This window comes from Marinobacter sp. MDS2 (assembly GCF_030718085.1).
In the GTDB taxonomy this organism is placed as follows: domain Bacteria; phylum Pseudomonadota; class Gammaproteobacteria; order Pseudomonadales; family Oleiphilaceae; genus Marinobacter.
On sequence record NZ_JAVAJF010000002.1, the window covers coordinates 94,233 to 118,674 of the forward strand.

Consider the following 24,442-nt stretch of genomic DNA (forward strand, 5'->3'; position numbering starts at 1 on the left):
ATGCAGTGGAATGACTAAATTTTCACATTGTCAAAATGCCGGAGTGGTGCGGGGTGTGGGCTCACGCCCCAAAAAACTGTACAAAAAGCAGGGGGATCGGGGTGAAATCAGTTGCGGGAATGATTTAGGGTGTGAGGCACTGAAATGTAAATTGACCATGTTGTGGTGAAGATGCCACTCACGTTTGGAGCGTTTTATGAAACTGAAAAAGATTATTGGTTCGGCATTGGTAGCAATCAGTCTGTCGATGCCGGCATTTGCCCAGCAGGGCCAGACAGATCAGGTTGCCCAGTTGGCGCAGATGGTGGGCTTGTCTGATGACCAGCAAGCAGAGATTCGCGGCATCATCAGCGAGATGGAAGGCGAGCTGGGTGAGCTGCGTCAGGATGCCCAAGGTCTGCAGCGTGAGCTGCAAGGTGAAATTAAGGCCGATTACGACGAGGACAACATTCGTTCCCACGCTGAAAAGCTGGGTGACGTGACCGGCAAAATTGCCGCGCTTTCTGCGTTGATGCAGGCCAAAGTGGATGCGGTGTTTACCAAAGAACAGCGTGATGAGCTCGACCGCAAAATGCAGCAGATGCAACAACAGATGCAGCAGCAAATGCAGCAGCGCCAGATGCAGTAACCCGCCGTTTTTAAAGGTCATTCCGAGGGCGTTCTGATAAAGGGCGCCCCGGCCCTTCCTTGTTTTTCTGCCTACCTTTTTCGTTTTGCTGACAGCCGCCTGCGAATTGAATGAATGGACGATTGCCCTTAAGCTTCTATATTGATGGCTGAAGTGTCTGTTTGTATTGATCAAAAGGATAGGTGACGTTTTATGGCTTCGGAGAAGAAGGCAATTCGCTCGACAATACTGGTGCCGGTGTTTATTCCGGCCGTGCTGGTCTCGCTGTTGCTGGTGATAGGAACAATCAGCAATCCAGAGATGGCCGGTGAGGCGTTCAGTGCGACGCTGAGCTGGATCACCGAAACGTTCGGTTGGTTCTATATGCTTTCCGTGGCCATATTCCTGGTCTTTATTGTGTCAGTCGGGGCTTCTAAGTGGGGTAACATCAAGCTTGGCCCAGACCACGCAGAGCCGCAATACTCGTTTCCGGAATGGTTTGCGATGCTGTTCTCGGCAGGTTACGGCATTGCTTTGCTGTTTTTCGGGGTGGCTGAGCCGGTCTTACATTACGCGGCACCCCCTGCCGGCGCTGCCGAAACCGTCAACTCCGCGAAGCAGGCAATGCAGATTGCTTTCTTCCACTGGGGTTTTCACATTTGGGCAATCTACGGATTGGTCGGCCTTGTGCTGGCATACTTCGCATTTCGCCATGGTTTGCCGCTATCGATTCGTTCTGCCCTTTATCCTTTGATCGGTGAGAAGATCTACGGCCCTATTGGTCATGTGGTCGATGTTTTTGCCATTTTGGGCACTATGTTCGGTATTGCCACCACACTGGGTTTATCGGTTACTCAAATCAATGCTGGTATTAATTACCTCTGGTCTGACGTGCCGGTCAGCACCACCGTGCAGATTATTGCGATTGCGGTGATCACCGCTGCGGCAACCGTGTCCGTTGTGGCGGGTATGGATAAGGGCGTAAAGCGACTGTCCATCCTTAATATGGTATTGGCCATTTCCCTGATGCTGTTCGTGTTTGTGGTGGGGCCAACCATTCACATTCTGGAAACTTTCCTGCAGAACACCGGCAGTTATCTGAGCGGCATTGTTGAGCGTACGTTTAATCTGCAAGCCTATACCCGTAGCGACTGGATCGGGAACTGGACCTTGTTCATCTTCGGCTGGACCATCGCCTGGGCCCCGTTTGTCGGGATGTTTATTGCGAAAATCAGTCGCGGCCGTACCATCCGGCAGTTTGTGTTTGGCGTTATGTTGGTGCCATCGGTCTTTACCTTTCTGTGGTTCTCGGTGTTTGGCGATACCGCACTCACTCTCATCATGAACGAAGGGCTGAACACTCTGATTGATGACGTTCAGGCAGATCATGCGGTGGCGTTGTTCAAGTTGTTCGATGTGCTGCCTTGGTCTTTCTTTATTTCCTTGTTGACCGTTCTGTTGATCGTGACATTCTTTGTCACGTCTTCTGATTCGGGGTCGTTGGTGATCGACTCGCTTGCCTCCGGTGGTGTTATTGAAACGCCTGCCTGGCAGCGTGTTTTCTGGGCGGTATTGGAAGGTGCGGTCGCGTCGGTCTTGTTGTTGGCTGGTGGTTTGAGCGCCTTGCAGACTATGACCATTGCCAGCGCCTTGCCGTTCGCCATCATCATGCTCATTGCCGCGATTGGCATGTGGCGGGCGCTGGTGATCGAAGGGCACCGTGAAACCAGTTTGCAGGCCCATGTCAGCAGCAATCGACACATGACCGGGGCACAATGGAAGCATCGATTGGCGGCTATGGTCGACTTTCCCACGCGCCAAGATGTGGTCACCTACATTGAAGGCACCGTGATGGAGGCCATGCGGGACGTTGAGAAAGAGTTAACGGCGCAGGGGTGGAGTGCTTCCGCCGAATTCGATTCTGAAAACGAGCGCTCGCATTTGATGGTGCATCGTAAGAACCACGTGGATTTCGTTTACGACATTCGCTTAACCGAGCACGCGATGCCGGGGTTTGTATACGGCGAGCTTAAACGGGACCCGGACAAGCCGGACGTTTACTTCCGGGCGGAGGTGTATCTGCGCCGGGGTGGTCGGGCCTACGATATTTACGGGTATGACAAAGACGATGTAATCAAGGATATTTTGGACCAGTTCGAGAACTATCTGCACTTCCTCGATATATCCCCGGGCAAGCTGCCGTGGGAAATGGCAGAACACGACGAGATGATTAATACATCGGACGACCCAGAGCCAGGAAAGGCTTAATAAGATATATAAAGCCGCCTGAGTGAACCTCCGGCGGCTTTTTTAATATTAGAGGTTATTCCACGTGCTTAACTGGGATCTGCATAGTATGGGCAGTTTCCGGAACCTCTGGCACTGACAGCCCCAGGTTGTTCTTGTCGAACACTCGGTCGGCCCGGTAGCTGGAGCGTACCATCGGCCCTGAGGGAACTTCCATGAAGCCTTTTTCCAGACCGATCTCGCGGAACCGGTTGAACTCTTCCGGCGTTACATAGCGCTCTACGGGCAAGTGGTTCGGGGTAGGGCGCAGGTATTGGCCCAGGGTCAGAATGTCTACGCCAATGGCGCGCAGGTCATCCATCGTCTCGAGCACTTCTTCTTCGGTTTCGCCGAGCCCCAGCATCAGGCTGGTCTTGGTCAGCACGTCTGGCCGGTGTTTTTTGGCGTGAGCCAGAACGCTGAGGGTTTTTTCATAACCGGCACGAGGATCTCGAACTCGACTGGTCAGTCGTTTAACCGTTTCGACGTTTTGGGCAAAGACATCCAGGCCCGAATCCACCACCTTTTCGACATCGCTCATCACGGCATCGAAATCCGGAGTCAGGGCTTCGACCGCCACTTCCGGAGTGCGTTGTTTGATGGATGACACGCAAGCCGCGTAATGCGCCGCGCCGCCATCATCCAGGTCGTCCCGGTCTACCGAAGTGAGCACGATATAGCGCAGCCCCATGAGTTCGACCGACTTGGCGGTGTTCTCCGGTTCTTCCGGATCCAGCCAGCCTTTCGGGTTGCCGGTATCGACCGCGCAGAACTTACAGGCGCGGGTACAAACCGAGCCCATCACCATGATGGTGGCGGTACCGTTGGTCCAGCATTCGCCGATGTTCGGGCAGTGAGACTCCTGACAAACCGTACTCAGGCGATGTTCGGATACGTTGCGACGAACGGCTTCATAGCGGTCACCCCCGGGCATACGCGCTCTCAGCCATTTCGGCTTGCGCTCCAGAGGTTTGTCTTCTGCACTCGAGACCGATCGCTTAACACCGTCTTTAATGGCGGAGAAACCGTGTTCGTTGCGGAATTTGGAACCACTGGTAATGCGGGGTTTGGCACTGTCGCTCATGGCGTCGGGAGCTCTCGAGTCAGATAAGGTGAGCTCTAAAGGTTAAAGGGCGAGGCGTGCAGTTACAAGGTGGATACGGGCAATCACGAGGGTACCGGGCACGACTTTGGTCGTACCCGGTTGATGAAGATCAGGCCTGGGACTTTTCCAGAGCCTGAGCAACGTCGGCAATGATGTCTTCAACATCTTCGATGCCGATGGACAGCCGGACCAGATCTTCGCTGACACCGGCGCTCTTGAGTTCGTCTGCATCAAGCTGACGGTGGGTGGTCGTGGCCGGGTGGCAAGCGAGCGACTTGGCATCGCCAATGTTGACCAAGCGCAGGATCAGATCCAGTGCATCGATGAACTTGGCACCGGCTTCGCGGCCGCCTTTGATGCCGAAGCTCAGAATGCCGCTTGCTTTGCCACCGCAGATCTTTTCGCAGGTGGCTTTGAATGGGCTGTTTGCCAGGCCCGCGTAGTTTACCCATTCAACGGACGGGTGATCCTGCAGGAACTGGGCGACTTTCTCGGCGTTGGAACAATGGCGCTCCATGCGCAGAGCCAAGGTTTCCATGCCCTGCATGATCAGGAAGGAGTTGAACGGCGATAACGCAGAACCAGTGTTACGCAGCGGTACCACGCGGCAGCGACCGATAAAGGCGGCTTCGCCCAGCGCTTCGGTGTAAACCACACCGTGGTAGGACGGGTCTGGCTCGTTCATCATCGGGAATTTGTCGGCGTTGCCTTTCCAGTCGAATTTGCCGGAATCCACCACGATACCTGCGACCGTGGTTCCGTGACCGCCAATGTACTTGGTCAGGGAGTGGATAACGATGTCGGCACCGTGTTCGAACGGGCGGCATAGAACCGGCGTGGCCACGGTGTTATCAACAATCAGGGGAATGCCGTGCTTGTGGGCAATTTCGGCCCATTTCTGGATATCCACAACGTTGCCGGCAGGGTTGCCGATAGACTCGCAGAACAAGGCGCGGGTCTGGTCGTCGATCGCGTTTTCAAGCGCCTCGTAGTCGTCGTGAGCCACCATTTTGCACGTGATGCCTTGGTTTGGCAGCGAGTGTGCAAACAGGTTGTAGGTGCCGCCGTAAAGCTGACCGGTACTGACGATGTTGTTGCCAACCCGGCAAATAGTTTGCAGGGCGTAGGTGATGGCGGCCATGCCGGACGCAACGGCCAGCGCGCCGATGCCACCTTCGAGGGCGGCCATGCGCTCCTCAAGAACCGAGTTGGTCGGGTTCATGATGCGGGTGTAAATATTGCCCTGAACTTTCAGGTCAAACAGATCGGCACCGTGCTGGGTATCGTCAAAGGTGTATGACGTGGTTTGATAAATCGGCGTGGTTGCGGCCTTGGTGGTCGGGTCGCTTTTGAAGCCGGCGTGCAGGGCGAGAGTTGCTGGTTTCATGACAACAGTCCTTGCTGATGATTTGTTCGTTATTGGCTAAGGAGGCCGAGTATGCCACAGGCCGTCAGGATCGAATAGGTAGTGTTACGTAATGCGCGTTCCCGCGGCGATTTAGGTCATTGCACCGTAAACTAAAGCTCTTAGCTCTTGCCGGATCGGGTAGGAGGATGACGGCATCAGCTGTGTCATGAAGATAACCACCAGATCTTCTTTGGGGTCTACAAAAAAGCTGGTGCTGGCTAACCCGCCCCAGCCAAATTCGCCTTCCGTTCCGACGGTGTGAGAGGCCGGCACATCCGTTTTGACTGAAAAGCCCAGGCCGAATCCGCTGCCCTGATAAGGCGTTTCGCTGAAACCGCCAACCGACAGCGCAGGTAGATCCTGGTTGTCGGGCAAGTGATTGCGACGCATGAACTCTAGCGTTTTACGTCCGATAATGCGTTGCCCCTGGAATTCACCGCCTTGGCACAGTGCTTGAGCAAATTTATGGTAATCATCGATGCTGGAAACCAGGCCGCCGCCGCCTGAAAGAAAGCGCGGTGGTTTCAGGTATTTCGAGCGTTCGGGGTCGTCCTGCAGTTTCATCGTGTCGCCGGGCTGGTATAGATAGCAGGCCGCAAACCGATGCTGCTGGTCGGCGCGAACGTGAAAGCCGGTGTCCGTCATGCCTAGCGGTTGGAATATGTGTTCGTCGAAGTATTGATCCAGCGACTGTCCGGAAAGCAGCTCTACAAGATACCCCAGGACATCGGTAGAAACAGAGTAGTTCCACGCGGTTCCGGGCGAAAATTCCAGAGGCAATTCAGCCAGCCGGTTGACCAGCTTTTCCAGCGTGAGAATCGAACTGCCATCCAGTTTTAGTTTGCGATACGCCGCGTCTACTTCCGTGCGCTCGGTAAAGCCGTATGTCAGGCCGGAGGTGTGCGTCATCAAATCCCGAATGGTCATCGCTTTTGCTACCGGCTCAGTCTCGAAATTGGGATAGCTGCCGCTTTTGTAAACCCGCAAGTTACGCCATGAAGGAATGTACTTGTGCACCGGGTCGTTCAGCAGGAACTTGCCTTGCTCGTAGAGCTGCATCATGGCAATCGAAGTAACCGGTTTGGTCATGGAGTAGATACGGAATAGGGTGTCCCTCTGCATCGGCCGGCTCCTCTCTAAATCCATGAAGCCCTGGGCCTGCGACCAGACCACTTTGCCGTGACGGGCCACAAGGGTTACTGCGCCAGGCAGTTTGCCGGGCTGGATGTAGCGTTCATCGAAATGGCGGGTGATTCGTTCAAGGGTATCGATGGACAAGCCGGACGCGATGTTTTCGGACATAGCAGCAGATTCCAGAAGGTATGAGCAAAAAAAAAGCCCAACTCTTTCGAGTCGGGCTTTTAGAATACTGGTAGCAAGGGGCGGAGTCGAACCGCCGACCCCAGCATTATGAGTGCTGTGCTCTAACCAACTGAGCTACCTTGCCAAATCGTTTCGGGGATCACCCCAAACGAGGCGCGTATTTTCGGCATTTGGCTTCAAGCTGTCAAGGCTTCCGGGCCAAAATTTCCGAAAAATTACACGTTAAAGCGGAAGTGGATGACATCGCCGTCTTGAACGATGTATTCCTTGCCTTCCAAACGCCATTTGCCGGCTTCTTTTGCACCGGCTTCGCCGTTGTATTGCACGAAATCGTCGTAGCTGATCACTTCGGCACGGATGAAGCCGCGCTCGAAATCGGTGTGAATAACGCCAGCGCCTTGAGGAGCCGTTGCGCCAACGCGAACGGTCCAGGCACGCACTTCTTTCACGCCAGCGGTGAAGTAGGTCTGCAAGTCCAGTAGCGCGTAGCCGGCGCGGATAACGCGGTCGAGGCCCGGTTCTTCCATGCCCATTTCATCCAGGAACATGGCTTTTTCGTCGTCTTCCAGCTCGGAGATTTCAGCTTCGATCTTGTTGCAGATGGGTACGACCACCGCATTTTCAGACGCAGCAATGTCACGGACAACGTCAAGGTGAGGGTTGTTCTCGAAACCGTCTTCGCTGACGTTGGCGATGTACATGGTCGGTTTGATGGTGAGCAGGCACAGCTCGCGGATCAGTGCCAACTGATCGGTATCGAGGTTCATGCTGCGCACGGGCTTGCCTTCGTTCAGCACCGGCAGCAGTTGCTCGAACATCTCCAGCTGGGCTTTTGCGTCTTTGTCGCCGCTTTTGGCAACACGCTGTACACGTTTGATGGCTTTCTCAACGGTGTCGAGGTCGGCAAGAGCGAGCTCGGTGTTGATGATCTCAATGTCAGAAGCCGGGTCAACTTTGTTGGCAACGTGGATCACATTGCTGTCTTCAAAGCAGCGCACTACGTGGGCGATGGCATCTGTCTGGCGGATGTTGGCCAAAAACTGGTTGCCCAGGCCTTCGCCCTTGGATGCGCCAGCAACCAGGCCGGCGATGTCCACGAACTCCATGGTGGTTGGCACCACACGTTCGGGTTTGACGATCTCAGCCAGTTTGGTCAGGCGCGGGTCGGGCATGGCCACCACGCCGGCGTTTGGTTCGATGGTGCAGAACGGGAAGTTCTCGGCGCCAATACCGGCTTTGGTGAGTGCGTTGAACAAGGTTGATTTGCCGACGTTCGGTAGGCCGACAATGCCGCAGTTAAATCCCATGAATTGCCTCTGCTGGAACGGATAATTTGCGCGGATTATACCGGTGTATCGGTATAGGTGCGAGTAAGGGGTTGTGACGTGATCAGGCTATCGGTTTGAAGCTGTGCAAGCGGTTCATGGCAGCTGCCAGTTTGCCGTTGGCGGCATCCGGAAGTACGCGCATGATTTCAGCGGTGACGGCATTCAGTTCCTCGGTTTCTTTTTTGCCGAGGCGGCCAAGTACATAGCCGGTAACCTTGCGGCTGTCGCCAGGGTGGCCAATGCCGATACGCAGTCGTTGGAAGTCTTTGGTGCCCAAGTGTGCAATAGCGTCGCGCAACCCGTTGTGGCCGCCGTGGCCGCCGCCTTTTTTAAGTTTGGCTGTGCCGGGGGCGATATCGAGTTCGTCGTGGGCAATCAGGATGTTTTCAGGCGCGATCTTGAAGAAATCCGCGAGTGCCTTGATGGCCAGGCCGCTGCGGTTCATGAACGTGCTGGGGTTGAGCAGATGCAGGTCAAGGCCCTGCCAGTGAATACGAGCATACAGCCCGTGGTACTTCTTTTCGGGGCGGAGCGTCTGACCCGCATCGCGGGCCAGCGCTTCGACGAACAGGGCGCCGGCATTGTGGCGGGTATTCTCGTAGTCGGCTCCGGGGTTACCCAGGCCAACAACCATGACAATATCCTGTGCCATATGCCAGTCCCTCCGGAGTTATTACTCCTCGCCGCCTTCCTCTGCTTCTTCAGCGTCTTCGGCGTTGTCAGCCTTGGCGCCTTTAGGCTTGTTGATGGAGACAACAGCCTGGTCGTGCTCGGAATCGTGCTGCAGAGCCGGGATACGAACGCCTTCTGGCAGTTTCAGGTCGCTCAGGTGAACAACTTGATCCAGTTCCACGTCGGCCAGATCGATTTCGATGAACTCTGGCAGATCCTTAGGCAGACACGCTACTTCAACTTCGGTCAGCAGACGGAAAGCTACGCCGCCGAAAGTCTTGATCGCAGGAGCGGTGTCTTCGTTCACCAGGTGAACAGGAACCTGAACAACGATTTCGTGATCTTTGTCTACACGCAGGAAGTCAGCGTGGATCAGGCGCAGCTTGTACGCGTGACGCTGCAGATCCTTCAGGATAACGCTTTCTTTTTTGCCTTCCAGATCGATAGTCAGGATCTGAGAGAAGAAAGATTCGTTTTCCAGAGCTTTTTTCAGCTCGTTTTCCCAGATAGAAATGGATACGGCATCTTTGCCTTCGCCATAGATGATTGCTGGGATTTTCTTTTCCTCACGACGCAGGCGGCGGCTCGCACCTCTCCCCTGATCGTCACGAGGAAATGCTTCAATAACAAATTCCTGGGACATGATATGTACCTCAATCGTCATCTGAACCGCCCGCGACCAGGCTTATGGACAGATGATGTTTTTGAATAGCCTGAGAATTATTTCCCAGACTGACTAAAAGAGTCGGGAGCCTTGTTAGGCTCCCGACTCTGATACGGTTTCAGCGTTATTTAACTTATTGAGTGTGCGCTGTATTTCGGGGTTTCCGAATTACACGTTCTCAAACAGAGCGCTGATCGATTCTTCATTGCTGACCCGGCGAATAGACTCTGCAAGCAAGCCAGCCATGCTGAGGACGCGGATTTTATCACAATTCTTCGCTTTGTCACTCAGCGGGATCGTGTCGCAGACGACCAGTTCGTCCAGCTCGGATCCGTTAATATTCTCGATGGCCGGGCCAGACAGTACCGGATGGGTAATGTAAGCAACAACGCGTGAAGCACCACGATTTTTCAGCGCTTCAGCGGCCTTGCACAGTGTGCCGGCGGTATCCACGATGTCGTCTACCAAGATGCAGGTCTTATCGGCAACATCACCAATGATGTGCATCACCTGGGATACATTGGCTTTCGGGCGACGTTTGTCGATGATGGCCAGGTCGGCATCGTCCATGCGCTTGGCAACGGCGCGGGCGCGAACAACACCGCCAACGTCAGGGGAGACCACAACAAAGTTTTCGAAACGCTGCTTTTCGATGTCTTCCATCATCACCGGTGTGGCGTAGATGTTGTCTACCGGAATATCGAAGAAGCCTTGAATCTGGTCAGCGTGCAGGTCAAGCGTCAGTACACGATCCACGCCGATGCTGGAGATCATGTCGGCAACGACTTTGGCGCTGATAGCAACACGCGTTGAGCGAACGCGACGATCCTGGCGCGCATACCCGTAGTAAGGGACAACCGCCGTGATTCGTGATGCAGAGGCACGACGCAGAGCGTCAGCCATCACGATCAGTTCCATCAGGTTGTCGTTGGTTGGGTAGCAGGTGGGCTGAATGATGAATACATCATGGCCACGTACATTCTCATTGATCTCAACGGTGGTTTCGCCATCGCTGAAGCGGCCAACAGTGGCTTCGCCCATGGGAATGTGGAGTTTCTTTGCGATTGCTTTGGCAAGCTCAGGATTGGCGTTGCCAGCGAAGATCATCAGTTTTGACACGAAGGCATCCTTCTCGGTATCGGCGTTTGATTCAGAAGAAGCGGGAGAAAGGTGGCTGGGGTGGCAGGATTCGAACCTGCGCATGACGGGATCAAAACCCGTTGCCTTACCACTTGGCGACACCCCAGTATCGTGCTTTTTTGGCATCATCTTAGCTCTGTTAGCTTTGTGTGAAGCGGTGAAATGTTCACCCCTTTAGCTACGAACCCCTTGATGCCGGAGGGTTTGCTTTCCCAGATGATCCGCGCTGCGGATTCTGTAGGGAAACGTCCAAAAATGCAAGCCCCGGTTCCGGTTAATCTTGCAGGTCCGAATTGTGCAAGCCATTCCAGGCTTCGGTCAACCTCAGGATACAGTTCACGAACTACATCCTCGCAGTCATTTCGGTACCTCGAGGCGTCTCCCTCAAAAGCGGGGCGTATTTTCATTTTTGGGGTGTCTCTTGTCAACCCTTTTTCTGAAAAAATCTTTCCGGTGTTGATTTCGCAGTTTGGTTTTAGCACCAGAAACCAGTCCTGGGGCGGGTTTGCGGGCGTCAGGATTTCTCCCACGCCTTCGCCCACCGCTGCTTTGCCGCGAACAAAAACGGGCACGTCGGCACCCAAGGTCAGACCGATATCGGCTAGCTCGTCTTCACTCAGGTTCAAGTTCCAAAGATAGTTCAAACCGAGCAGAGTGGTAGCGGCATTGGAGCTGCCGCCGCCCAATCCGCCGCCCATGGGCAAGCGTTTGGTCAAATTGATGCTGATTCCGGGTAAAGCGTTCGAGCTGCGCGATGCCAGAGCCTTGGCCGCCCGGATGATGAGGTTCTGGTCATCGGGCACGCTGTCTATAGAGTTCTCAAGGCGCACCCCGGGCTGTTCCGGGGTGAGTGTGAAGGTCAGTTCGTCGCCGTAGTCCAGGAACTGGAACAGGGTTTGGAGCTCGTGGTAGCCGTCCGGCCGTTGGCCGGTGATGTGCAGGAACAGGTTCAGCTTTGCCGGCGAGGGCAGGGTGATGCGGGTGGTCACTGGGTCAGTCCTCGCGTTGCCAGTGGCTGATAACGACACGGACTCGTTTATCGTCTTTCAGGGCTGTGATTCGGGCCGGCAGTTCGGGCAGGCTGTCCACGAACGAGTGCCAGCGATCGTAGCGGATCTCCCAGCCATCCTGTTCGAGGATGGCCAGTTTGTTTTGCTCATCAAACAGCAGGCGGAAGTCTCCGTCGGGTGCGGGCAGTCCCTTGATCCACCATGTCAGGTTGTCGATGGGTAGCTGCCAGCCCGTGGCCGCCTTAATCAGCTTTTCGGGCTCTGAGGATTGGTAGCTGTCGCCGTTGGGCATGGTCAGATGGATGTAACCCGGAACGCCTTTCAGCTGGGTGCTGCCCATGCCGAGGAACGACGAAGACAGCGCAAGTTCGTAGACCTCGTTGCGTTGCTGCCAGCGGTTAATCACCGCAGTTCCGCTGTCGGAGGGTTGCTTGACGGCTAATTTGCCCGACAATAACCAGTGGTTGAATCGGGTTAATTCGGCCGAGCGAGCAGCCCACTCGGCGGGTGGTTGTTCAGTCATGCCGTCTGGCAACGGCTCCAGCTGTATGGTGGTGCAGCCGGTGATGGTCAGCAGCAAGGTTAGCAGGAGGGGCATTCTGCAAGTCATTCTTCGCTCCCGTCGTTGGTCAGGCGCTCGATGGTTTCGAGAAGGATCTCGTGATCAGGATCGTTGTCTAACCCTTCTTCCCAGACTATGCGAGCCTGTTCCTCTTCGCCGATGCTCCATAGTGCCTCGCCGTAATGGGCGGAGACTTCCGGGTCCGGGTAGGCGCCCCAGGCTTGTGACAGATAGTCGAGCGCTTCCATTGTGCGGCCTTGTTTGAACAGGACCCATCCCATGCTGTCCAGGATGGCGGGGTTGTCCGGGTCGAGGGCGAGCGCGCGCTCGATGTAGCCCTGTGCTTCCTGGAGGCGGTCGGTTCGCTCGGTCAATATGTAGCCGAGCGCGTTCAGGGTAATGGAGCTGGCCGGTTCTATGTCCAGGATTGCTTTCAGATCTTGTTCTGCCTGCTCGGGCTCACCGCGAGCGTCCAGTAGCATGGCCCGAGCATAGCGGGCCTCAACGTTTTTCGGGTACTCCTCAAGGGCCGTGTTGGTTGCTGCCAAGGCTCTCGCTTTCTTGTTCTGGTCAATCAACAGATTGATTTCCAGCAACCAGAACTTCTCGGCTTGCTCGGGGTTGTTGGCTCTGAGTGAATGGAGGTGGCTAATGGCCTCGCTCAGCTCGCCCGCTTGCGCTTTCAGTTCACTGGCCCGTGACAGCGCCGGGAAATAGTAATTGCCCTCATCCACGCTCTGGTAGTGATTGATAGCCAACTCGGTGTTTCCGGCTTCTTCTTCAATGCGGCCTAGGTAATACTGGGCTTCATTGATGTGGTGGCCCTGCTCAACAAGCGCCGTGAGCTCTGTTCGGGCAATGTCAGGCTGTTGGTTTTCCAACGCCACCAAGGCGTGGGACAGTTTAAGCCCTGGCACTTTGGGGTAGCGTTTAACCAGACGCTGAAACTCGTCCTGAGCGGCTTGCAGTTTTTGCTCGTTAATGAGGATGCGGCCATACAGCGTGCCCATTTGACGGTTGTCAGGGAATCGCCGCGTATTGGTTGTGAGGTAGTTCAGCGCCGCTTTTGTCTGGCCCGTTTGGTAGAGCAGGTCACCTTTGAGTGTAATGGCGGGCTGAAAGTTCGGATGCTCGGCAAGCAAGGTGTCCAGCCGGTCGAGGCCGTCCTGGGCGGCACCGGTGACCTTCATGAGCAAAGCGATTCCATATTCAAGATCGGGAGTATCCGGATGGCGTTCAGCCAGGCGCAAGTACAGTGTCAGGAGCTCTTGTTGCTGTTCCGGAGGCAATTGAGTGGCCATGGCGGCAAGGCTGTCAAAATCAGCGTCTTCGCCTTGGTTCAGGATCTCTTCCATGTGATACAGGGCGGTTTCCAGATTTTGACGCTTGACCGCCTGAATGGCTGCCACACGGTGAGCCTGAATGTTTTCGGGCGACTTCTCGAGCCACAGGTTGGCCAGTTGTTGTTGGGCGTTGTCGGCATTGAGTGTTTGGGCAATGCGCATGGCCCGTTCGATCACGCCGTCATCTCTGGAGGTTTTTGCAGCCTGCAGATAGTTAACCAGTGTTACGTCGTAGCGGCCTCGTTGCGCTGCAATCTCTGCCGACAGGAGTTGGTACAGCACTTCGGGTTCAAAGTCGGCGTACTCAATGTCGGTTTGTTCAGGTGTGGGAGTGGCAGCGGGCTCGGGGGCTGGCTGTGAGGATGACCCAGAAAAACTGGCGCAGCCGGATAAAGTGGCGAAGGTAATTCCCAGCAGGCAGGTGGCCAGGTATGGTGCGTTTCTTTGCATGCAACGTCCTGTGAGCTCGAGGCTGTGTTTCAGAATGACCGTTCTTTGCCCGAAAGTTGAGGCAGGTCGGATCGTGGTCAAGGCCGAGCGCCTATAATGGCATAAGCGCTTGAAGTTGCCCAACATGTCCGCAGTTGCCGAAGCCGGGGCGTTTTGAGGTGGCAGGTGCAGGCGGGCGCCGGTAGAATGAGGCTGCTTATCTTCCATTGGACTAGGGTGTTTTGAACTCGCCATGGCATTGCTGACACTGGGAATAAATCACCGCACTGCGCCCGTGGAGATCCGCGAGCGAGTGGCGTTTACACCGGAGCGGATGGCCGAGGCCTTTTCCGAGCTGCGGGTGGCGACGGGTGCCAGTGAAGCCGGCATCCTGTCTACCTGTAACCGCACGGAGCTCTATCTGGCAGGGGACGACGACTGCGCGCCTGCGGTGTTGCGGTGGCTGGCCGGGTTCCACGATCTGGACGCGGCGGATCTGGAAAACGTGATCTACGTGCACCGGGACTCTGACGCGGTACGGCACATGATGCGAGTGGCTGCGGGCCTCGATTCCATGGTGTTGGGCGAACCGCAGATTCTGGGTCAGCTTAAAGATGCCTACGCCTTGGCCCGCGAACACAACGCCACCGGTACCTTCCTTTCTCGTTTGTTTGAACACACTTTTTCCGTTGCCAAGCGTGTACGGACCGAAACCGCGATCGGTGAAAATCCGGTGTCGGTGGCGTACGCGTCGGTCAGCATGGCGCATCAGATTTTTGCGGATATGTCCCGCAACAAAGCACTGCTGATCGGTGCTGGTAAAACCATCGAGCTGGTTTCCCGGCATTTGGCCGATGCCGGTGTGAAAGATTTTCTGGTCGCAAACCGCACTCTGGAACGTGCGCAGGCATTGGCGGAGCTGCACGGTGGTAAAGGCATTGTGCTGTCCGAGATTCCGGATCACTTGGCCGATGTTGATATCGTGATTTCCTCAACCGCCAGTCCGTTGCCGATTCTTGGTAAAGGTGCGGTCGAGCGAGCGCTGAAAAAGCGCAAACACCGCCCCTATTTCATGGTAGATATTGCGGTACCCCGCGACATAGAACCGGAAGTCGGGGGCCTGGCGGATGTCTACTTATACACCGTTGATGATCTGCGCCAGGTTATTGAAGAGAACGTTCGCTCACGGGAAGGTGCCGCCCGAGAGGCCGAGAACCTGATCGCCAGTGGTGTTCAGGATTTTCTTGACCAGCTCCGCGCGTTGGATGCGGTCTCTACATTAAAGGTGTTCCGTTCGCGGGCCGAAACGCTCCGCGACGCGGAAACCGAGAAAGCACTCCGGGCGCTGCGTAACGGTACCGACCCGGAAACCGCGCTTCGTAGTCTGGCGCGGGGCCTTACTAATAAGCTTCTGCACCAACCATCCACGCAAGTGCGTAAAGCCATGGCTGAAGGGCGCACCGAAGTTGCGGACTTCCTGCGCGAGCTTTATCAGCTTGAAACGTTGGATGCTGACGAGCCCACCACCACGGAAAAACTATGAAGCCATCGATTAAATCCCGCCTTGAACAGTTGGTAGAGCGGTTCGAGGAGGTGAGTGCGCTGTTAAGCGATGCCTCAGTGATTGCCGATCAGAACAAATTTCGTGACCTGTCTAAAGAATACGCAGAGATTGAACCTGTGGTGAAATGCTTTCAGGCATGGCAGCAGTCGCTGGCGGATGTTGAGGAAGCGAAAGAGTTGGCCAAAGACGGCGACGCCGACATGCGCGCCATGGCCGAAGAAGAGCTGGCTGACGCCCAATCCCGCAGCGAAGAGCTGGATGCAGAGCTGCAACGGCTGATGTTGCCGAAAGATCCGAACGATACCAAGAACGTGTTTCTGGAAGTCCGTGCCGGTACCGGGGGTGATGAAGCCGCTATTTTTGCCGGTGACTTGTTCCGCATGTATTCCCGTTACGCCGAAAAACGCCGCTGGCAGGTTGAAATTCTGAACGAGAACGAAGGCGAGCACGGCGGGTATAAAGAAGTGATCGCCCGCCTGTCAGGTGAGGGTGTTTACGGAGCCCTTAAATTCGAATCCGGCGCTCACCGGGTTCAGCGGGTGCCGGAAACCGAATCGCAAGGCCGTATTCATACCTCGGCGTGCACGGTGGCCGTCATTCCGGAGGCGGACGAAGCAGAAGCCATTGATATCAACAAAGGCGATTTGCGTGTGGACACCTTTCGGGCCTCCGGTGCCGGTGGTCAGCACGTAAACAAAACCGACTCCGCGATCCGCATTACCCACTTGCCGACAGGGCTGGTGGTGGAGTGTCAGGAAGAGCGCTCACAGCACAAAAACCGCGCCAAAGCCATGAGTCTGCTGGCCTCACGCCTGCAGAATGCCGAGCTGGAAAAACAGCAGCAAAGCATGGCCGAAACCCGGAAGAGTCTGGTAGGCAGTGGTGACCGCTCCGAACGCATCCGCACCTACAATTTCCCGCAGGGCCGGGTGACCGATCACCGCATCAACCTCACGTTGTATAAGCTGGATGAAGTGGTTGGTGGCGATCTGGATGCGGTGGTGGTGCCGCTGCAGCAGGAACATCAGGCGGAATTGCTGGCCGAACTGTCACAGGATCAGTAAACCCTTGTTGACCTGTGAAGCCCTTATCAACGAAGCGGTAGCCAGAATCGGTGGTGATTCGCCCAAACTGGACGCCGAATTGCTGCTGAGTCACGTCAGCGGCCATAGCCGCACCAGCTTTCGGGCCTGGCCCGAGCGGGAAGTCACGGCCGAACAGGCTGAACAGTTCTTCGTGCTTGTTGCCGAACGGGTTGAGGGCAAGCCCATTGCTTATCTGCTTGGCCAGCAGGAATTCTGGTCGCTGCCTTTGAAGGTGTCTGCGTCTACCTTGATACCTCGCCCCGATACCGAATGCCTGGTGGAAACCGCCTTATCGCTTGAATTGCCCGAAGCCGCCAAGGTTCTGGATTTGGGCACCGGCACCGGCGCCATTGCCTTGGCACTCGCCAGCGAAAAGCCCGAGTGGCAGATCACCGCTACTGATCGTATTGCCGAAGCGGTGGAATTGGCCCGCGAGAACAGCCAGAACCTGAACCTCCCCATTGCGGTGATTCAAAGCCATTGGTTTGACGACCTGCCGGCGGGCACCTTTGATTTGCTCATCTCCAACCCGCCCTATATTCCCGCCAGCGACCGCCATCTTAGCGAGGGCGATGTACGCTTCGAACCCTCATCGGCTTTAGTTGCAGGCGACGACGGCCTTGATGACATTCGTTTGCTGGTCACCCAAGGCTTGGATTGGTTAAATGCAGGCGGCTGGATGATGTTGGAACACGGCTACGATCAAGGCGACGCGGTGAGAGAGTTGTTTGCTTGTGCCGGATGGCGCAACATAGAAACCCGCAAAGATTACGGCGGTAACGACCGAATGACCCTGGCTCGCAAGCCAGCCAGCGATTAACTGCGAGACCTTCTATGCTCAGCGATGACGAACTGCTCCGCTACAGCCGCCAAATTCTGATCCCCCAATTCGATATAGCCGGTCAGCAAAAGCTGAAAGAAGCCCGGGTGATGATTCTGGGCTCCGGCGGCCTGGGTTGCCCGGTGGCGCTGTATCTGGGATCGGCGGGAGTCGGGCAGTTAACACTGGTGGATGACGATCAGATCGAATTGGCGAACCTGCAGCGCCAAATCGGTTTCCAGCAAAGCTGGCTTGGTGACTCCAAAGCAGAGCGTCTTGCAGAACGTGTTCGCGCGATTAACCCTGAAATCACGGTGAATGCGGTTAATCGCCGCGTGGATGGTGATGACCTTGCGCAGTTGGTGGCGGATGCAACTTTGGTGCTGGACTGCACCGACAACTTCAACACCCGCTTCGCCCTTAACCGTGCATCCGTTGCTGCCGGGGTTCCATTGGTTTCCGGCGCGGCTATACGGGGTGAAGGGCAGTTATCTGTCTACGATCCCCGCAACCCTGAAAGCCCTTGCTACCACTGTCTGTACGAAGAACAGGGCAACGAAGATCTGACCTGTTCCGAAGCCGGTGTGATTGCGCCTTTGGTGGGCATGATCGGTTCAGCTCAAGCGATGGAAGCGATAAAACTTATCGCGGAAATTGGCAGTCCCCTTGTAGGCCGATTGCTCATTCTGGACGCATGGCAAATGCAATGGCGAGAAATGAAGCTATTAAAAGATCCAGACTGCCCGGTGTGCTCGGTCTAACTTAAAAGTAGGGCAGGGTTGGGGCGGCTCTCCAAAAATGTGCGTAGCCATGGATGGCGGAGCAGAAGCGTCACATGGACGTGCCGAAGGAGCGGTTTTTGGAGAGCCGCCCCAACCCTGACCGATAACCCGACTCAGTCCTTCAAAGCCTGAAACCGGGCAATCGCCTCCTTCCGGCTTTCTTTCAAGTCCACGATGGGTCGTGGATAGCCCTTGGGAATAAACCCACCTTTCGACGGATCGTGAATGCGCTTGTTATCCAGCTTCGCCAGCTCTGGCACCCAGTTGCGAATAAACTCGCCCTTCGGGTCAAAACGTTCGCTCTGGGTGACCGGGTTGAACACTCGAAAGTAGGGTGCCGAGTCTGTGCCTGTGGACGCATTCCATTGCCAGCCGCCGTTGTTTGAAGCCAGAAATCCGTCCACCAGATTCTGCATGAACCAGGCTTCGCCCAGCCGCCAGTCAATGAACAGGTTCTTGGACAGAAACATCGCCGTGATCATCCGTAGGCGATTGTGCATCCAGCCGGTGGTTTTTAGCTGGCGCATGGCGGCATCCACAATCGGAATGCCGGTGCGGCCTTCTTTCCACGCTTCAAAATGCTCGCCCGGCTCGTTCCACTTCAGTGCTTCTGTTTCCGGCTTGAAGGCTCTGTGCATGCTGAGCCTTGGGTAGTGGTAAAGGATATTGATGTAGAAATCGCGCCAGGCGATTTCGTTAATCCAGGTTTCGATGCCCTCGCCGGAACTGCCGGTTTGCTGGGCGGCGATCAAGCACTGGCGGCCCGATAAAACACCGTTGGCCAAGTAAGGTGACAACAAGCTGGTGCCGTCCAGCGCGGGGAAGTCCCGGGTGTCTTTGTAGCTGGCGGCGCGCTCTGCGAGAAATTCCTCCAGTGCATCGTGGGCGGCGTCTTCACCGGTTTCCACCAAAGGCTCCGGAGCGTTTTCGAATGGCGCGGGGCGGGTATCGGTTTGTTCCGGTTTGATTTCTGCCCCCACCGCAGAAGGCACCGGGTAAAGTGTGGGGCGGGTTTCTTCGATCCACACCCGCCACCGGCGGGCAAAGGGAGTGAACACGGAATAGGGCTCGTCTTTCTGAGTGAGAATCTGCCCGACCGGCGCCACGGTTTGATCGCGGTATTTTTTTACCGATACATCCAGCTCCGTCAGCTTGTCCCGAACCTGCTTATCCCGTTTGCGCTCGTTGGCTCCGTATTCTTCGTTGAAGTGTAAATGGCTAATGTTGTGCCGGCGACAGTGTTGTTCCAATGCGTCCACACTGGATTCAAAGGTCTCGGCATGAAGAAAGGTAAAAGCAATGCCGAGTTTGGCCAGCTGTTTCGACAGTGCGTTGGCGTGTTCCAGCACAAATTGAACCCGAGCGGCCGACCAGTCGTGTTCCTGCCATTGGTCCAGGGTCACGATAAAGCACGCGCGCACGGGACGGCCGCTTTTGCAGGCGGCGGTCAGCGCCGCGTTGTCGGCAATTCGGAGGTCGTTTCGGAACCAGACCAGTTCAGCCATGAGCAGGTTTACCTCGTGCTGTGGAATAGGGGTAATTACAGGCGAGAAATCATTAACTTATATATTCGCTGACCTTGCCTGATTGGATTATAGTTAAACAATAATCCCCGCCAGGAAAAAGGAGTTTTTTCCACGGTATGACAGAGCAATCCGAAAGCCAGCGCGACGGTGCCTGGGCGCATTCCTATCAACTGGTTTCCGGCCAGACGCAGCAGCATCAACTCGGTCATACCCGGTTGTGGATCACGCTGCTGGATCTGGAGTGGCAGATCCGGGAGCAGTCCTCAAAGCAAGGCACAGACCCTGAAAACTGGTACGAATCGACAGGCCATACCCTGCCATCGGCCGACGTGAAGGTTCAGCGCTTCGTGCGCACTCACGATGACGGGGTGCTTTGCTTTGTACCCGCTGTGGCCAACTTGCCGACGGTTATTCGGCCGTTTCAGCCCCTAACCATTCCCGCGGGAGCCCGCTGTGTGTTGTACGTGGGTACTACACTGTGGATGAAAGTCTGTGTTGGTGAAGCGCGTACCGAACTGGCCGAGTTTCCGCTGGCGCCGCCGTCGATGACCTGGCTCGGTCGAAACACCCGCGAAGGTGAGCTGTGCTATGCCTCGTCAACCTATGGCCGTCTGGCGCTGGAAGCTGTGCCTAAACGCCCTTGGCGTGCGGTAACACCGGTAACCATCATCAATGAGCGGGAGAAGCCCTTGTTGCTTGAGCGATTCAGCTTACCGACACCGTTGCTGGCGATTTACCGGAACGAGCGGGGGCAACTCTGGACCTCGGGTGTTACGGTAAAGTGCGAAACCGATATGAGTTCGGCCAGTTTGCACATTGATCACGCGGTGATCCCGGAAGCGGGCAAGTGTGAAGCCATAGCCCCGGCGCGGGAAAAACTCGCTCGGGGCCGACGATTAGTGCGTGCCGTTGACAATATCTTTGGCTGACCGCCAAAACAGGAGTAGTGCTTTGTTTGATTCGATACAGCAAACAATCGCCGAAATCGGCAACGGCATCGCATGGGGGCAGTGGTTTTCCGCGGCGTTTCTGATGCTTCTGGGGGCTGTGCTCGGCACATTGTTCGCCCGAAGTGTCGGCCGGTTGGTGGGGGATCGGGTTTCCCGCCATCATCAGGTGATGATTCGCCGCTTGTGCTTCTATCTGGTGTTCATGCTGTTTGCGGTCGCGGCGCTCCGTGAAGCGGGTTTCTCGTTGGAGGTGGTGCTGGGCGCTGCCGGCATCCTGACCGTCGCTATTGGCTTTGCCTCGCAAACATCCGCATCGAATATTATCAGTGGCTTGTTTTTGGTGATGGAGCGTCCGTTTGAGATTGGCGATGTGATCGAAGTGGATGGCACCACCGGAGAAGTGGTGGCCATCGACTTGCTAAGCGTGAAGCTGCGTACACCCGACAACCTGTATGTGCGCATTCCGAACGAAACCCTGATTAAAACGCGGGTGGTGAACCGGTCGCGGTTTCCCATCCGGCGCATCGATCTGACGTTGGGCATTGCCTACGCCGAAGATGTGGAGCGAGTCAGCGAACTGCTGCTCGAGCTGGCGGAAGAAAATGCCGCCTGTCTGGAAGAGCCGAAAGCGTTCGTGCAGGTGACCGGTTTTGGTGCATCCTCCGTGGATCTACAGTTTTCCTTTTGGGTGCCAAAAGACCGGTTTCTTGAAGGCCGAAGCTGCATGATGATTGCGGTCAAGAAAATGCTCGACGGCCAAGGTATCGAAATACCGTTTCCTCATACCAGCATTTATGCCGGTAGTCATTCTGAGCCATTCCGGGTGCAGCTGTTGGCACCGGAGCAACATAAAGAGAAGGGTGTCCCGGATGTCGATAAGCACGACTGAAGCAATGAAGAACACGCCACCTGCCGCCGCGGAAAACAGAGTCGGGCTGGGTTGGCGTGAATGGGTAGGGTTGCCGGAACTGGGCATCGACCGGATGAAAGCCAAGGTGGATACAGGCGCGCGTACCTCCTGCCTGCACACCTTCCGAACAGAGCCCTATACTGAAAACGGAGAGCGCCGGGTGAAATTCTGGGTGCATCCGGTCCAGAACGAAATGAAGGAAGTCGTCGAGTGCGATGCCAAAGTGCTGGATGAGCGCACCGTGACGGATTCCGGCGGCCACAAAGAACTGCGGCTGGTGATTGAAACCACGGTTGCCGTGGGCGATGAAAGCTGGCCTATTGAAATGACATTGACCAACCGGGATACCATGCGATTCCGGATGTTGTTGGGGCGCACCGCCATGTCGGGCCGCGCCGTTGTGTACCCTGAAGCTTCTTATCTTGCCGGCGAACCGGCACCAAGGACCTGATCATGAAAATTGCGATTATGTCGCGCAATCGTCACCTGTATTCCACTCGGCGTTTGATGGAAGAGGGCATCAATCGCGGGCATGAAGTGAAAGTGATCGATTGCTTGCATTGCTCGATGAACATCACCTCGGCAGATCCGAAGATTCATTATCACGAGGAAGTATTAGAGGATTTCGACGTGGTGATTCCTCGAATCGGTGCCTCGGTTACCTTTTACGGCACCGCCGTGCTGCGGCAGTTCGAAATGATGGGTGTATTCCCACTGAACGAATCGGTGGCGATAACCCGGTCCCGGGATAAATTGCGCTCGTTGCAATTGCTGGCCCGTAAAGGCGTGGGCATGCCGGTGACCGGTTTCGCCAACAAACCGGATAACGTGCCGGAACTGCTGAAAATGGTGGGCGGCGCACCGGTGGTGATCAAACTGCTGCAAGGTACCCAAGGTATCGGTGTGGTGCTGGCGGAAACCCGAAAAGCGGCCGAGAGTGTGATCGAGGCCTTTATGGGGCTGAAGGCTGACATACTGGTGCAGGAATTCATCAAGGAAGCCGGTGGTGCCGATATCCGCTGTTTCGTGATTGGCGACAAGGTGATTGCGGCCATGAAACGCCAAGGTGCCGAGGGCGAGTTCCGTTCAAACCTGCACCGTGGTGGTACGGCCTCGTTGGTGCGCATTACCCCGGAAGAGCGGCGCACAGCCGTTACTGCGGCAAAAGCCATGGGCCTGAACGTGGCCGGTGTGGATCTGCTGCGCTCCAGCCGCGGGCCGTTGGTGATGGAAGTGAACTCGTCGCCCGGGCTGGAAGGCATCGAAAATGCCACCGGTAAAAATGTGGCGGGCATGATCATTAACTGGACTGAGAAAAACTATAAGCCCTGGAAAACCAAAACCAAGGGCAGAGGCTAATCGTTTATGGCAAGAGCACCGTTTGAGATTGCCGGCGTTCAGATAAAGGCCGGCACCCGCGAGACTGTGGAAGTGCCGGTGGCAAAACTCTACACCCACACCCCGCTGCACATTCCGGTGGAAGTGGTACACGGCCGGCGTGACGGACCGGTTTTGATGGTGTGTGGTGCGATTCACGGTGATGAAATCAACGGTGTTGAAATTATTCGCCGGGTATTGAGAAACTCGGCGCTACGTCACCTTCGGGGCACCCTGGTGGCGGTGCCCATAGTGAACATATTCGGTTTTGTTCAGCGCACCCGTTACCTGCCCGATCGCCGTGATTTGAACCGGTGTTTCCCCGGCTCGGAAACGGGTTCATTAGGGGGGCGCATTGCCTATTTGTTGCGCACCCTGATCATGGAGAAGGTGACCCACATCATCGACTTGCACACGGGGGCCGTTCACCGCTTCAACCTGCCGCAGATCCGGGCCGAACTGAAAAACCCGGAAACAACCCGCATGGCCGAAGCGTTTGGTGCACCTATCATAATTAATGCCGGGCTGCGGGACGGCAGCCTCCGTGCCTACGCAGATTCCCTCGACATACCCGTCGTTACCTTCGAAGGCGGTGAAGCCTTGCGGTTTGATGATGTGGTGATTGCCAGCGGCGTGAAAGGCATCATCCGGGTGATGCGCGAGCTGGAAATGGTACCCGCCAAGAAAGGCCCGAAAGCGCCGAAAAAACGCTCGGAAACCGCCGCAAACTCGCAGTGGGTGAGGGCCGATATCGACGGCATCATGCGGCAAGTGGCTCGTTTAGGTCAGCGTGTACGCAAAGGGCAAAAACTGGCCATGGTGGCAGACCCGTTTGGTGAAACAGAAGTGGCGATTACATCACCCTGCTCGGGCATTGTGATCTGTGTGAACAATTTGCCGCTGGTGAACGAAGGCGAGGCGATCTACCACATTGCCCGTTTTGACGAGCTGGGTGAAGCCGAGAAAGCCATGGATCACTTCCGCAGCTCCTACGAAAGCGAGGTGCCGGAAGACGTGGCGGTACCGGTTCACCCTTGGGATGATCTGCAAAAATAAACGGTGGAGCGACTATGATCTGGCATCAAAACACCATTGAATTGCCGCCGTACCCCCGCGGCTTCAATCTGGTGACCGACGACATCCTGGCCCGGGCTCCGGAACTGACCAACTGCGAAGTGGGTTTGTTGAATCTCTTTATTCAGCATACCTCCGCGTCGTTGGCGATCAACGAAAACGCCGACCCCGACGTGCGCGGTGATCTGGAACGCCACTTTAATGTAATGGTGCCGGAAGACGCGGATTATTACGAACACACGCTGGAAGGCCCGGACGACACCACCTCTCATATCAAAAACGTGATCATCGGGCCGTCACTGACCATACCCATCACCCACGGTCAGCTGGCGCTGGGTATTTGGCAGGGTATCTATCTGTGTGAACACCGGAATCATGCGGGCGGTAGAAAAATTGTGGCGACTCTGCAGGGGCGTTGGTGATTCAAAGAGAAGCGGAAGTCTGGGCGCTTGGCACCGGCGAAAGTTCCGGGCCAAG

Annotated in this window: 23 protein-coding genes and 2 tRNA genes; 12 read left to right on the plus strand and 13 right to left on the minus strand. The window is 55.9% G+C overall.

Going from position 1 to position 24,442, the window contains the following annotated elements; all coding sequences use genetic code 11:
• Positions 1–196 precede the first annotated feature (196 nt).
• Positions 197–628 (plus strand): Spy/CpxP family protein refolding chaperone, encoded by a 432-nt coding sequence (locus Q9245_RS11260; protein ID WP_305897280.1) that lies wholly within the window; start codon positions 197–199, stop codon positions 626–628.
• A 192-nt stretch (positions 629–820) separates the two neighbouring features.
• A complete protein-coding gene (locus tag Q9245_RS11265) occupies positions 821–2,875 on the plus strand; it encodes a BCCT family transporter (RefSeq protein ID WP_305897281.1) in 2,055 nt (684 codons plus the stop codon).
• A gap of 55 nt (positions 2,876–2,930) precedes the next feature.
• Here the strand turns inward: Q9245_RS11265 and lipA are convergent, their stop codons facing one another.
• The 12 genes from lipA to Q9245_RS11325 all read right to left on the minus strand — a co-directional run bounded on the left by lipA (position 2,931) and on the right by Q9245_RS11325 (position 13,898).
• Entirely contained in the window at positions 2,931–3,977 is a 1,047-nt protein-coding gene (lipA, locus tag Q9245_RS11270) for a lipoyl synthase (protein ID WP_305897282.1), read from the minus strand.
• A 130-nt stretch (positions 3,978–4,107) separates the two neighbouring features.
• A complete protein-coding gene (locus tag Q9245_RS11275) occupies positions 4,108–5,385 on the minus strand; it encodes an O-acetylhomoserine aminocarboxypropyltransferase/cysteine synthase family protein (RefSeq protein WP_305897283.1) in 1,278 nt (425 codons plus the stop codon).
• Between the two features lie 111 nt (positions 5,386–5,496).
• Positions 5,497–6,708: a serine hydrolase gene (locus Q9245_RS11280; protein ID WP_305897284.1), complete on the minus strand. Its 1,212-nt coding sequence runs from the start codon at positions 6,706–6,708 to the stop codon at positions 5,497–5,499.
• A gap of 68 nt (positions 6,709–6,776) precedes the next feature.
• A tRNA-Met gene (locus Q9245_RS11285) sits at positions 6,777–6,853 on the minus strand.
• A gap of 91 nt (positions 6,854–6,944) precedes the next feature.
• Entirely contained in the window at positions 6,945–8,036 is a 1,092-nt protein-coding gene (gene ychF, locus Q9245_RS11290; protein ID WP_305897285.1) for a redox-regulated ATPase YchF, read from the minus strand.
• Positions 8,037–8,118: 82 nt separating this feature from the next.
• On the minus strand, positions 8,119–8,709 hold the full coding sequence (pth, locus tag Q9245_RS11295) for an aminoacyl-tRNA hydrolase (RefSeq protein ID WP_305897286.1): 591 nt from the start codon (positions 8,707–8,709) through the stop codon (positions 8,119–8,121).
• Positions 8,710–8,730: 21 nt separating this feature from the next.
• Positions 8,731–9,372 (minus strand): 50S ribosomal protein L25/general stress protein Ctc, encoded by a 642-nt coding sequence (locus Q9245_RS11300; protein WP_305897612.1) that lies wholly within the window; start codon positions 9,370–9,372, stop codon positions 8,731–8,733.
• Between the two features lie 189 nt (positions 9,373–9,561).
• Positions 9,562–10,512, minus strand: a complete 951-nt coding sequence (locus tag Q9245_RS11305) for a ribose-phosphate diphosphokinase (protein ID WP_305897287.1) — start codon at positions 10,510–10,512, stop codon at positions 9,562–9,564.
• Between the two features lie 52 nt (positions 10,513–10,564).
• Positions 10,565–10,639 (minus strand) — tRNA-Gln (locus Q9245_RS11310).
• Positions 10,640–10,658: 19 nt separating this feature from the next.
• Complete coding sequence (gene ispE / locus Q9245_RS11315; RefSeq protein ID WP_305897288.1) at positions 10,659–11,522, minus strand: 4-(cytidine 5'-diphospho)-2-C-methyl-D-erythritol kinase; 864 nt, start codon at positions 11,520–11,522, stop codon at positions 10,659–10,661.
• 4 nt (positions 11,523–11,526) lie between these two features.
• The gene (gene lolB / locus Q9245_RS11320) at positions 11,527–12,141 is read right to left on the minus strand and encodes a lipoprotein insertase outer membrane protein LolB (RefSeq protein WP_305897289.1); all 615 of its coding nucleotides are present in this window, start codon (positions 12,139–12,141) and stop codon (positions 11,527–11,529) included.
• 8 nt (positions 12,142–12,149) lie between these two features.
• Positions 12,150–13,898, minus strand: coding sequence for a tetratricopeptide repeat protein (locus tag Q9245_RS11325; protein WP_305897290.1), 1,749 nt, complete (start codon positions 13,896–13,898; stop codon positions 12,150–12,152).
• Positions 13,899–14,130: 232 nt separating this feature from the next.
• Between Q9245_RS11325 and hemA the strand changes: the two genes are divergently transcribed.
• The 4 genes from hemA to Q9245_RS11345 are packed head-to-tail and all read left to right on the plus strand — an operon-like array spanning position 14,131 to position 18,107.
• Positions 14,131–15,420, plus strand: coding sequence for a glutamyl-tRNA reductase (hemA, locus tag Q9245_RS11330; RefSeq protein WP_305897291.1), 1,290 nt, complete (start codon positions 14,131–14,133; stop codon positions 15,418–15,420).
• Complete coding sequence (prfA, locus tag Q9245_RS11335; RefSeq protein ID WP_305897292.1) at positions 15,417–16,505, plus strand: peptide chain release factor 1; 1,089 nt, start codon at positions 15,417–15,419, stop codon at positions 16,503–16,505. Before hemA ends, prfA begins: the two co-directional genes overlap by 4 nt.
• Positions 16,506–16,509: 4 nt before the next feature.
• Positions 16,510–17,346 carry a peptide chain release factor N(5)-glutamine methyltransferase gene (gene prmC / locus Q9245_RS11340; RefSeq protein ID WP_371824810.1) on the plus strand — a complete coding sequence of 279 codons (837 nt, stop codon included), beginning with the start codon at positions 16,510–16,512 and terminating at the stop codon, positions 17,344–17,346.
• Positions 17,347–17,360: 14 nt separating this feature from the next.
• The gene (locus Q9245_RS11345; protein WP_305897293.1) at positions 17,361–18,107 is read left to right on the plus strand and encodes a molybdopterin-synthase adenylyltransferase MoeB; all 747 of its coding nucleotides are present in this window, start codon (positions 17,361–17,363) and stop codon (positions 18,105–18,107) included.
• 134 nt (positions 18,108–18,241) lie between these two features.
• Here Q9245_RS11345 and phrB read toward each other — a convergent pair whose 3' ends face one another.
• Positions 18,242–19,633 (minus strand): deoxyribodipyrimidine photo-lyase, encoded by a 1,392-nt coding sequence (gene phrB / locus Q9245_RS11350; protein WP_305897294.1) that lies wholly within the window; start codon positions 19,631–19,633, stop codon positions 18,242–18,244.
• A gap of 137 nt (positions 19,634–19,770) precedes the next feature.
• Between phrB and Q9245_RS11355 the strand changes: the two genes are divergently transcribed.
• From Q9245_RS11355 to Q9245_RS11380, 6 genes are all read left to right on the plus strand, one after another.
• On the plus strand, positions 19,771–20,583 hold the full coding sequence (locus tag Q9245_RS11355) for a hypothetical protein (protein ID WP_305897295.1): 813 nt from the start codon (positions 19,771–19,773) through the stop codon (positions 20,581–20,583).
• A gap of 103 nt (positions 20,584–20,686) precedes the next feature.
• Positions 20,687–21,493, plus strand: coding sequence for a mechanosensitive ion channel family protein (locus Q9245_RS11360; RefSeq protein ID WP_371824818.1), 807 nt, complete (start codon positions 20,687–20,689; stop codon positions 21,491–21,493).
• The gene (locus tag Q9245_RS11365) at positions 21,474–21,965 is read left to right on the plus strand and encodes an ATP-dependent zinc protease (RefSeq protein WP_305897297.1); all 492 of its coding nucleotides are present in this window, start codon (positions 21,474–21,476) and stop codon (positions 21,963–21,965) included. Before Q9245_RS11360 ends, Q9245_RS11365 begins: the two co-directional genes overlap by 20 nt.
• Before the next feature lie 2 nt (positions 21,966–21,967).
• The gene (gene rimK / locus Q9245_RS11370; RefSeq protein ID WP_199007592.1) at positions 21,968–22,873 is read left to right on the plus strand and encodes a 30S ribosomal protein S6--L-glutamate ligase; all 906 of its coding nucleotides are present in this window, start codon (positions 21,968–21,970) and stop codon (positions 22,871–22,873) included.
• Between the two features lie 6 nt (positions 22,874–22,879).
• Positions 22,880–23,947, plus strand: a complete 1,068-nt coding sequence (locus Q9245_RS11375) for a succinylglutamate desuccinylase/aspartoacylase family protein (protein WP_305897298.1) — start codon at positions 22,880–22,882, stop codon at positions 23,945–23,947.
• Between the two features lie 14 nt (positions 23,948–23,961).
• Positions 23,962–24,387, plus strand: coding sequence for a secondary thiamine-phosphate synthase enzyme YjbQ (locus Q9245_RS11380; protein WP_305897299.1), 426 nt, complete (start codon positions 23,962–23,964; stop codon positions 24,385–24,387).
• The last annotated feature ends 55 nt before the right edge of the window (positions 24,388–24,442 follow it).

Bases quoted from the DNA above. Each gene is read 5' to 3' on its own strand.
- prfA (WP_305897292.1), top strand. From the start codon at position 15,417: ATGAAGCCATCGATTAAATCCCGCCTTGAACAGTTGGTAGAGCGGTTC.
- Q9245_RS11325 (WP_305897290.1), bottom strand. From the start codon at position 13,898: ATGCAAAGAAACGCACCATACCTGGCCACCTGCCTGCTGGGAATTACC.
- ychF (WP_305897285.1), bottom strand. From the start codon at position 8,036: ATGGGATTTAACTGCGGCATTGTCGGCCTACCGAACGTCGGCAAATCA.
- Q9245_RS11355 (WP_305897295.1), top strand. From the start codon at position 19,771: ATGACAGAGCAATCCGAAAGCCAGCGCGACGGTGCCTGGGCGCATTCC.
- Q9245_RS11365 (WP_305897297.1), top strand. From the start codon at position 21,474: ATGTCGATAAGCACGACTGAAGCAATGAAGAACACGCCACCTGCCGCC.
- Q9245_RS11360 (WP_371824818.1), top strand. From the start codon at position 20,687: ATGCTTCTGGGGGCTGTGCTCGGCACATTGTTCGCCCGAAGTGTCGGC.
- Q9245_RS11265 (WP_305897281.1), top strand. From the start codon at position 821: ATGGCTTCGGAGAAGAAGGCAATTCGCTCGACAATACTGGTGCCGGTG.
- lolB (WP_305897289.1), bottom strand. From the start codon at position 12,141: ATGCCCCTCCTGCTAACCTTGCTGCTGACCATCACCGGCTGCACCACC.
- phrB (WP_305897294.1), bottom strand. From the start codon at position 19,633: ATGGCTGAACTGGTCTGGTTCCGAAACGACCTCCGAATTGCCGACAAC.
- pth (WP_305897286.1), bottom strand. From the start codon at position 8,709: ATGGCACAGGATATTGTCATGGTTGTTGGCCTGGGTAACCCCGGAGCC.
- Q9245_RS11345 (WP_305897293.1), top strand. From the start codon at position 17,361: ATGCTCAGCGATGACGAACTGCTCCGCTACAGCCGCCAAATTCTGATC.
- Q9245_RS11300 (WP_305897612.1), bottom strand. From the start codon at position 9,372: ATGTCCCAGGAATTTGTTATTGAAGCATTTCCTCGTGACGATCAGGGG.
- Q9245_RS11280 (WP_305897284.1), bottom strand. From the start codon at position 6,708: ATGTCCGAAAACATCGCGTCCGGCTTGTCCATCGATACCCTTGAACGA.
- lipA (WP_305897282.1), bottom strand. From the start codon at position 3,977: ATGAGCGACAGTGCCAAACCCCGCATTACCAGTGGTTCCAAATTCCGC.
- hemA (WP_305897291.1), top strand. From the start codon at position 14,131: ATGGCATTGCTGACACTGGGAATAAATCACCGCACTGCGCCCGTGGAG.
- Q9245_RS11275 (WP_305897283.1), bottom strand. From the start codon at position 5,385: ATGAAACCAGCAACTCTCGCCCTGCACGCCGGCTTCAAAAGCGACCCG.
- rimK (WP_199007592.1), top strand. From the start codon at position 21,968: ATGAAAATTGCGATTATGTCGCGCAATCGTCACCTGTATTCCACTCGG.
- Q9245_RS11260 (WP_305897280.1), top strand. From the start codon at position 197: ATGAAACTGAAAAAGATTATTGGTTCGGCATTGGTAGCAATCAGTCTG.
- Q9245_RS11375 (WP_305897298.1), top strand. From the start codon at position 22,880: ATGGCAAGAGCACCGTTTGAGATTGCCGGCGTTCAGATAAAGGCCGGC.
- Q9245_RS11380 (WP_305897299.1), top strand. From the start codon at position 23,962: ATGATCTGGCATCAAAACACCATTGAATTGCCGCCGTACCCCCGCGGC.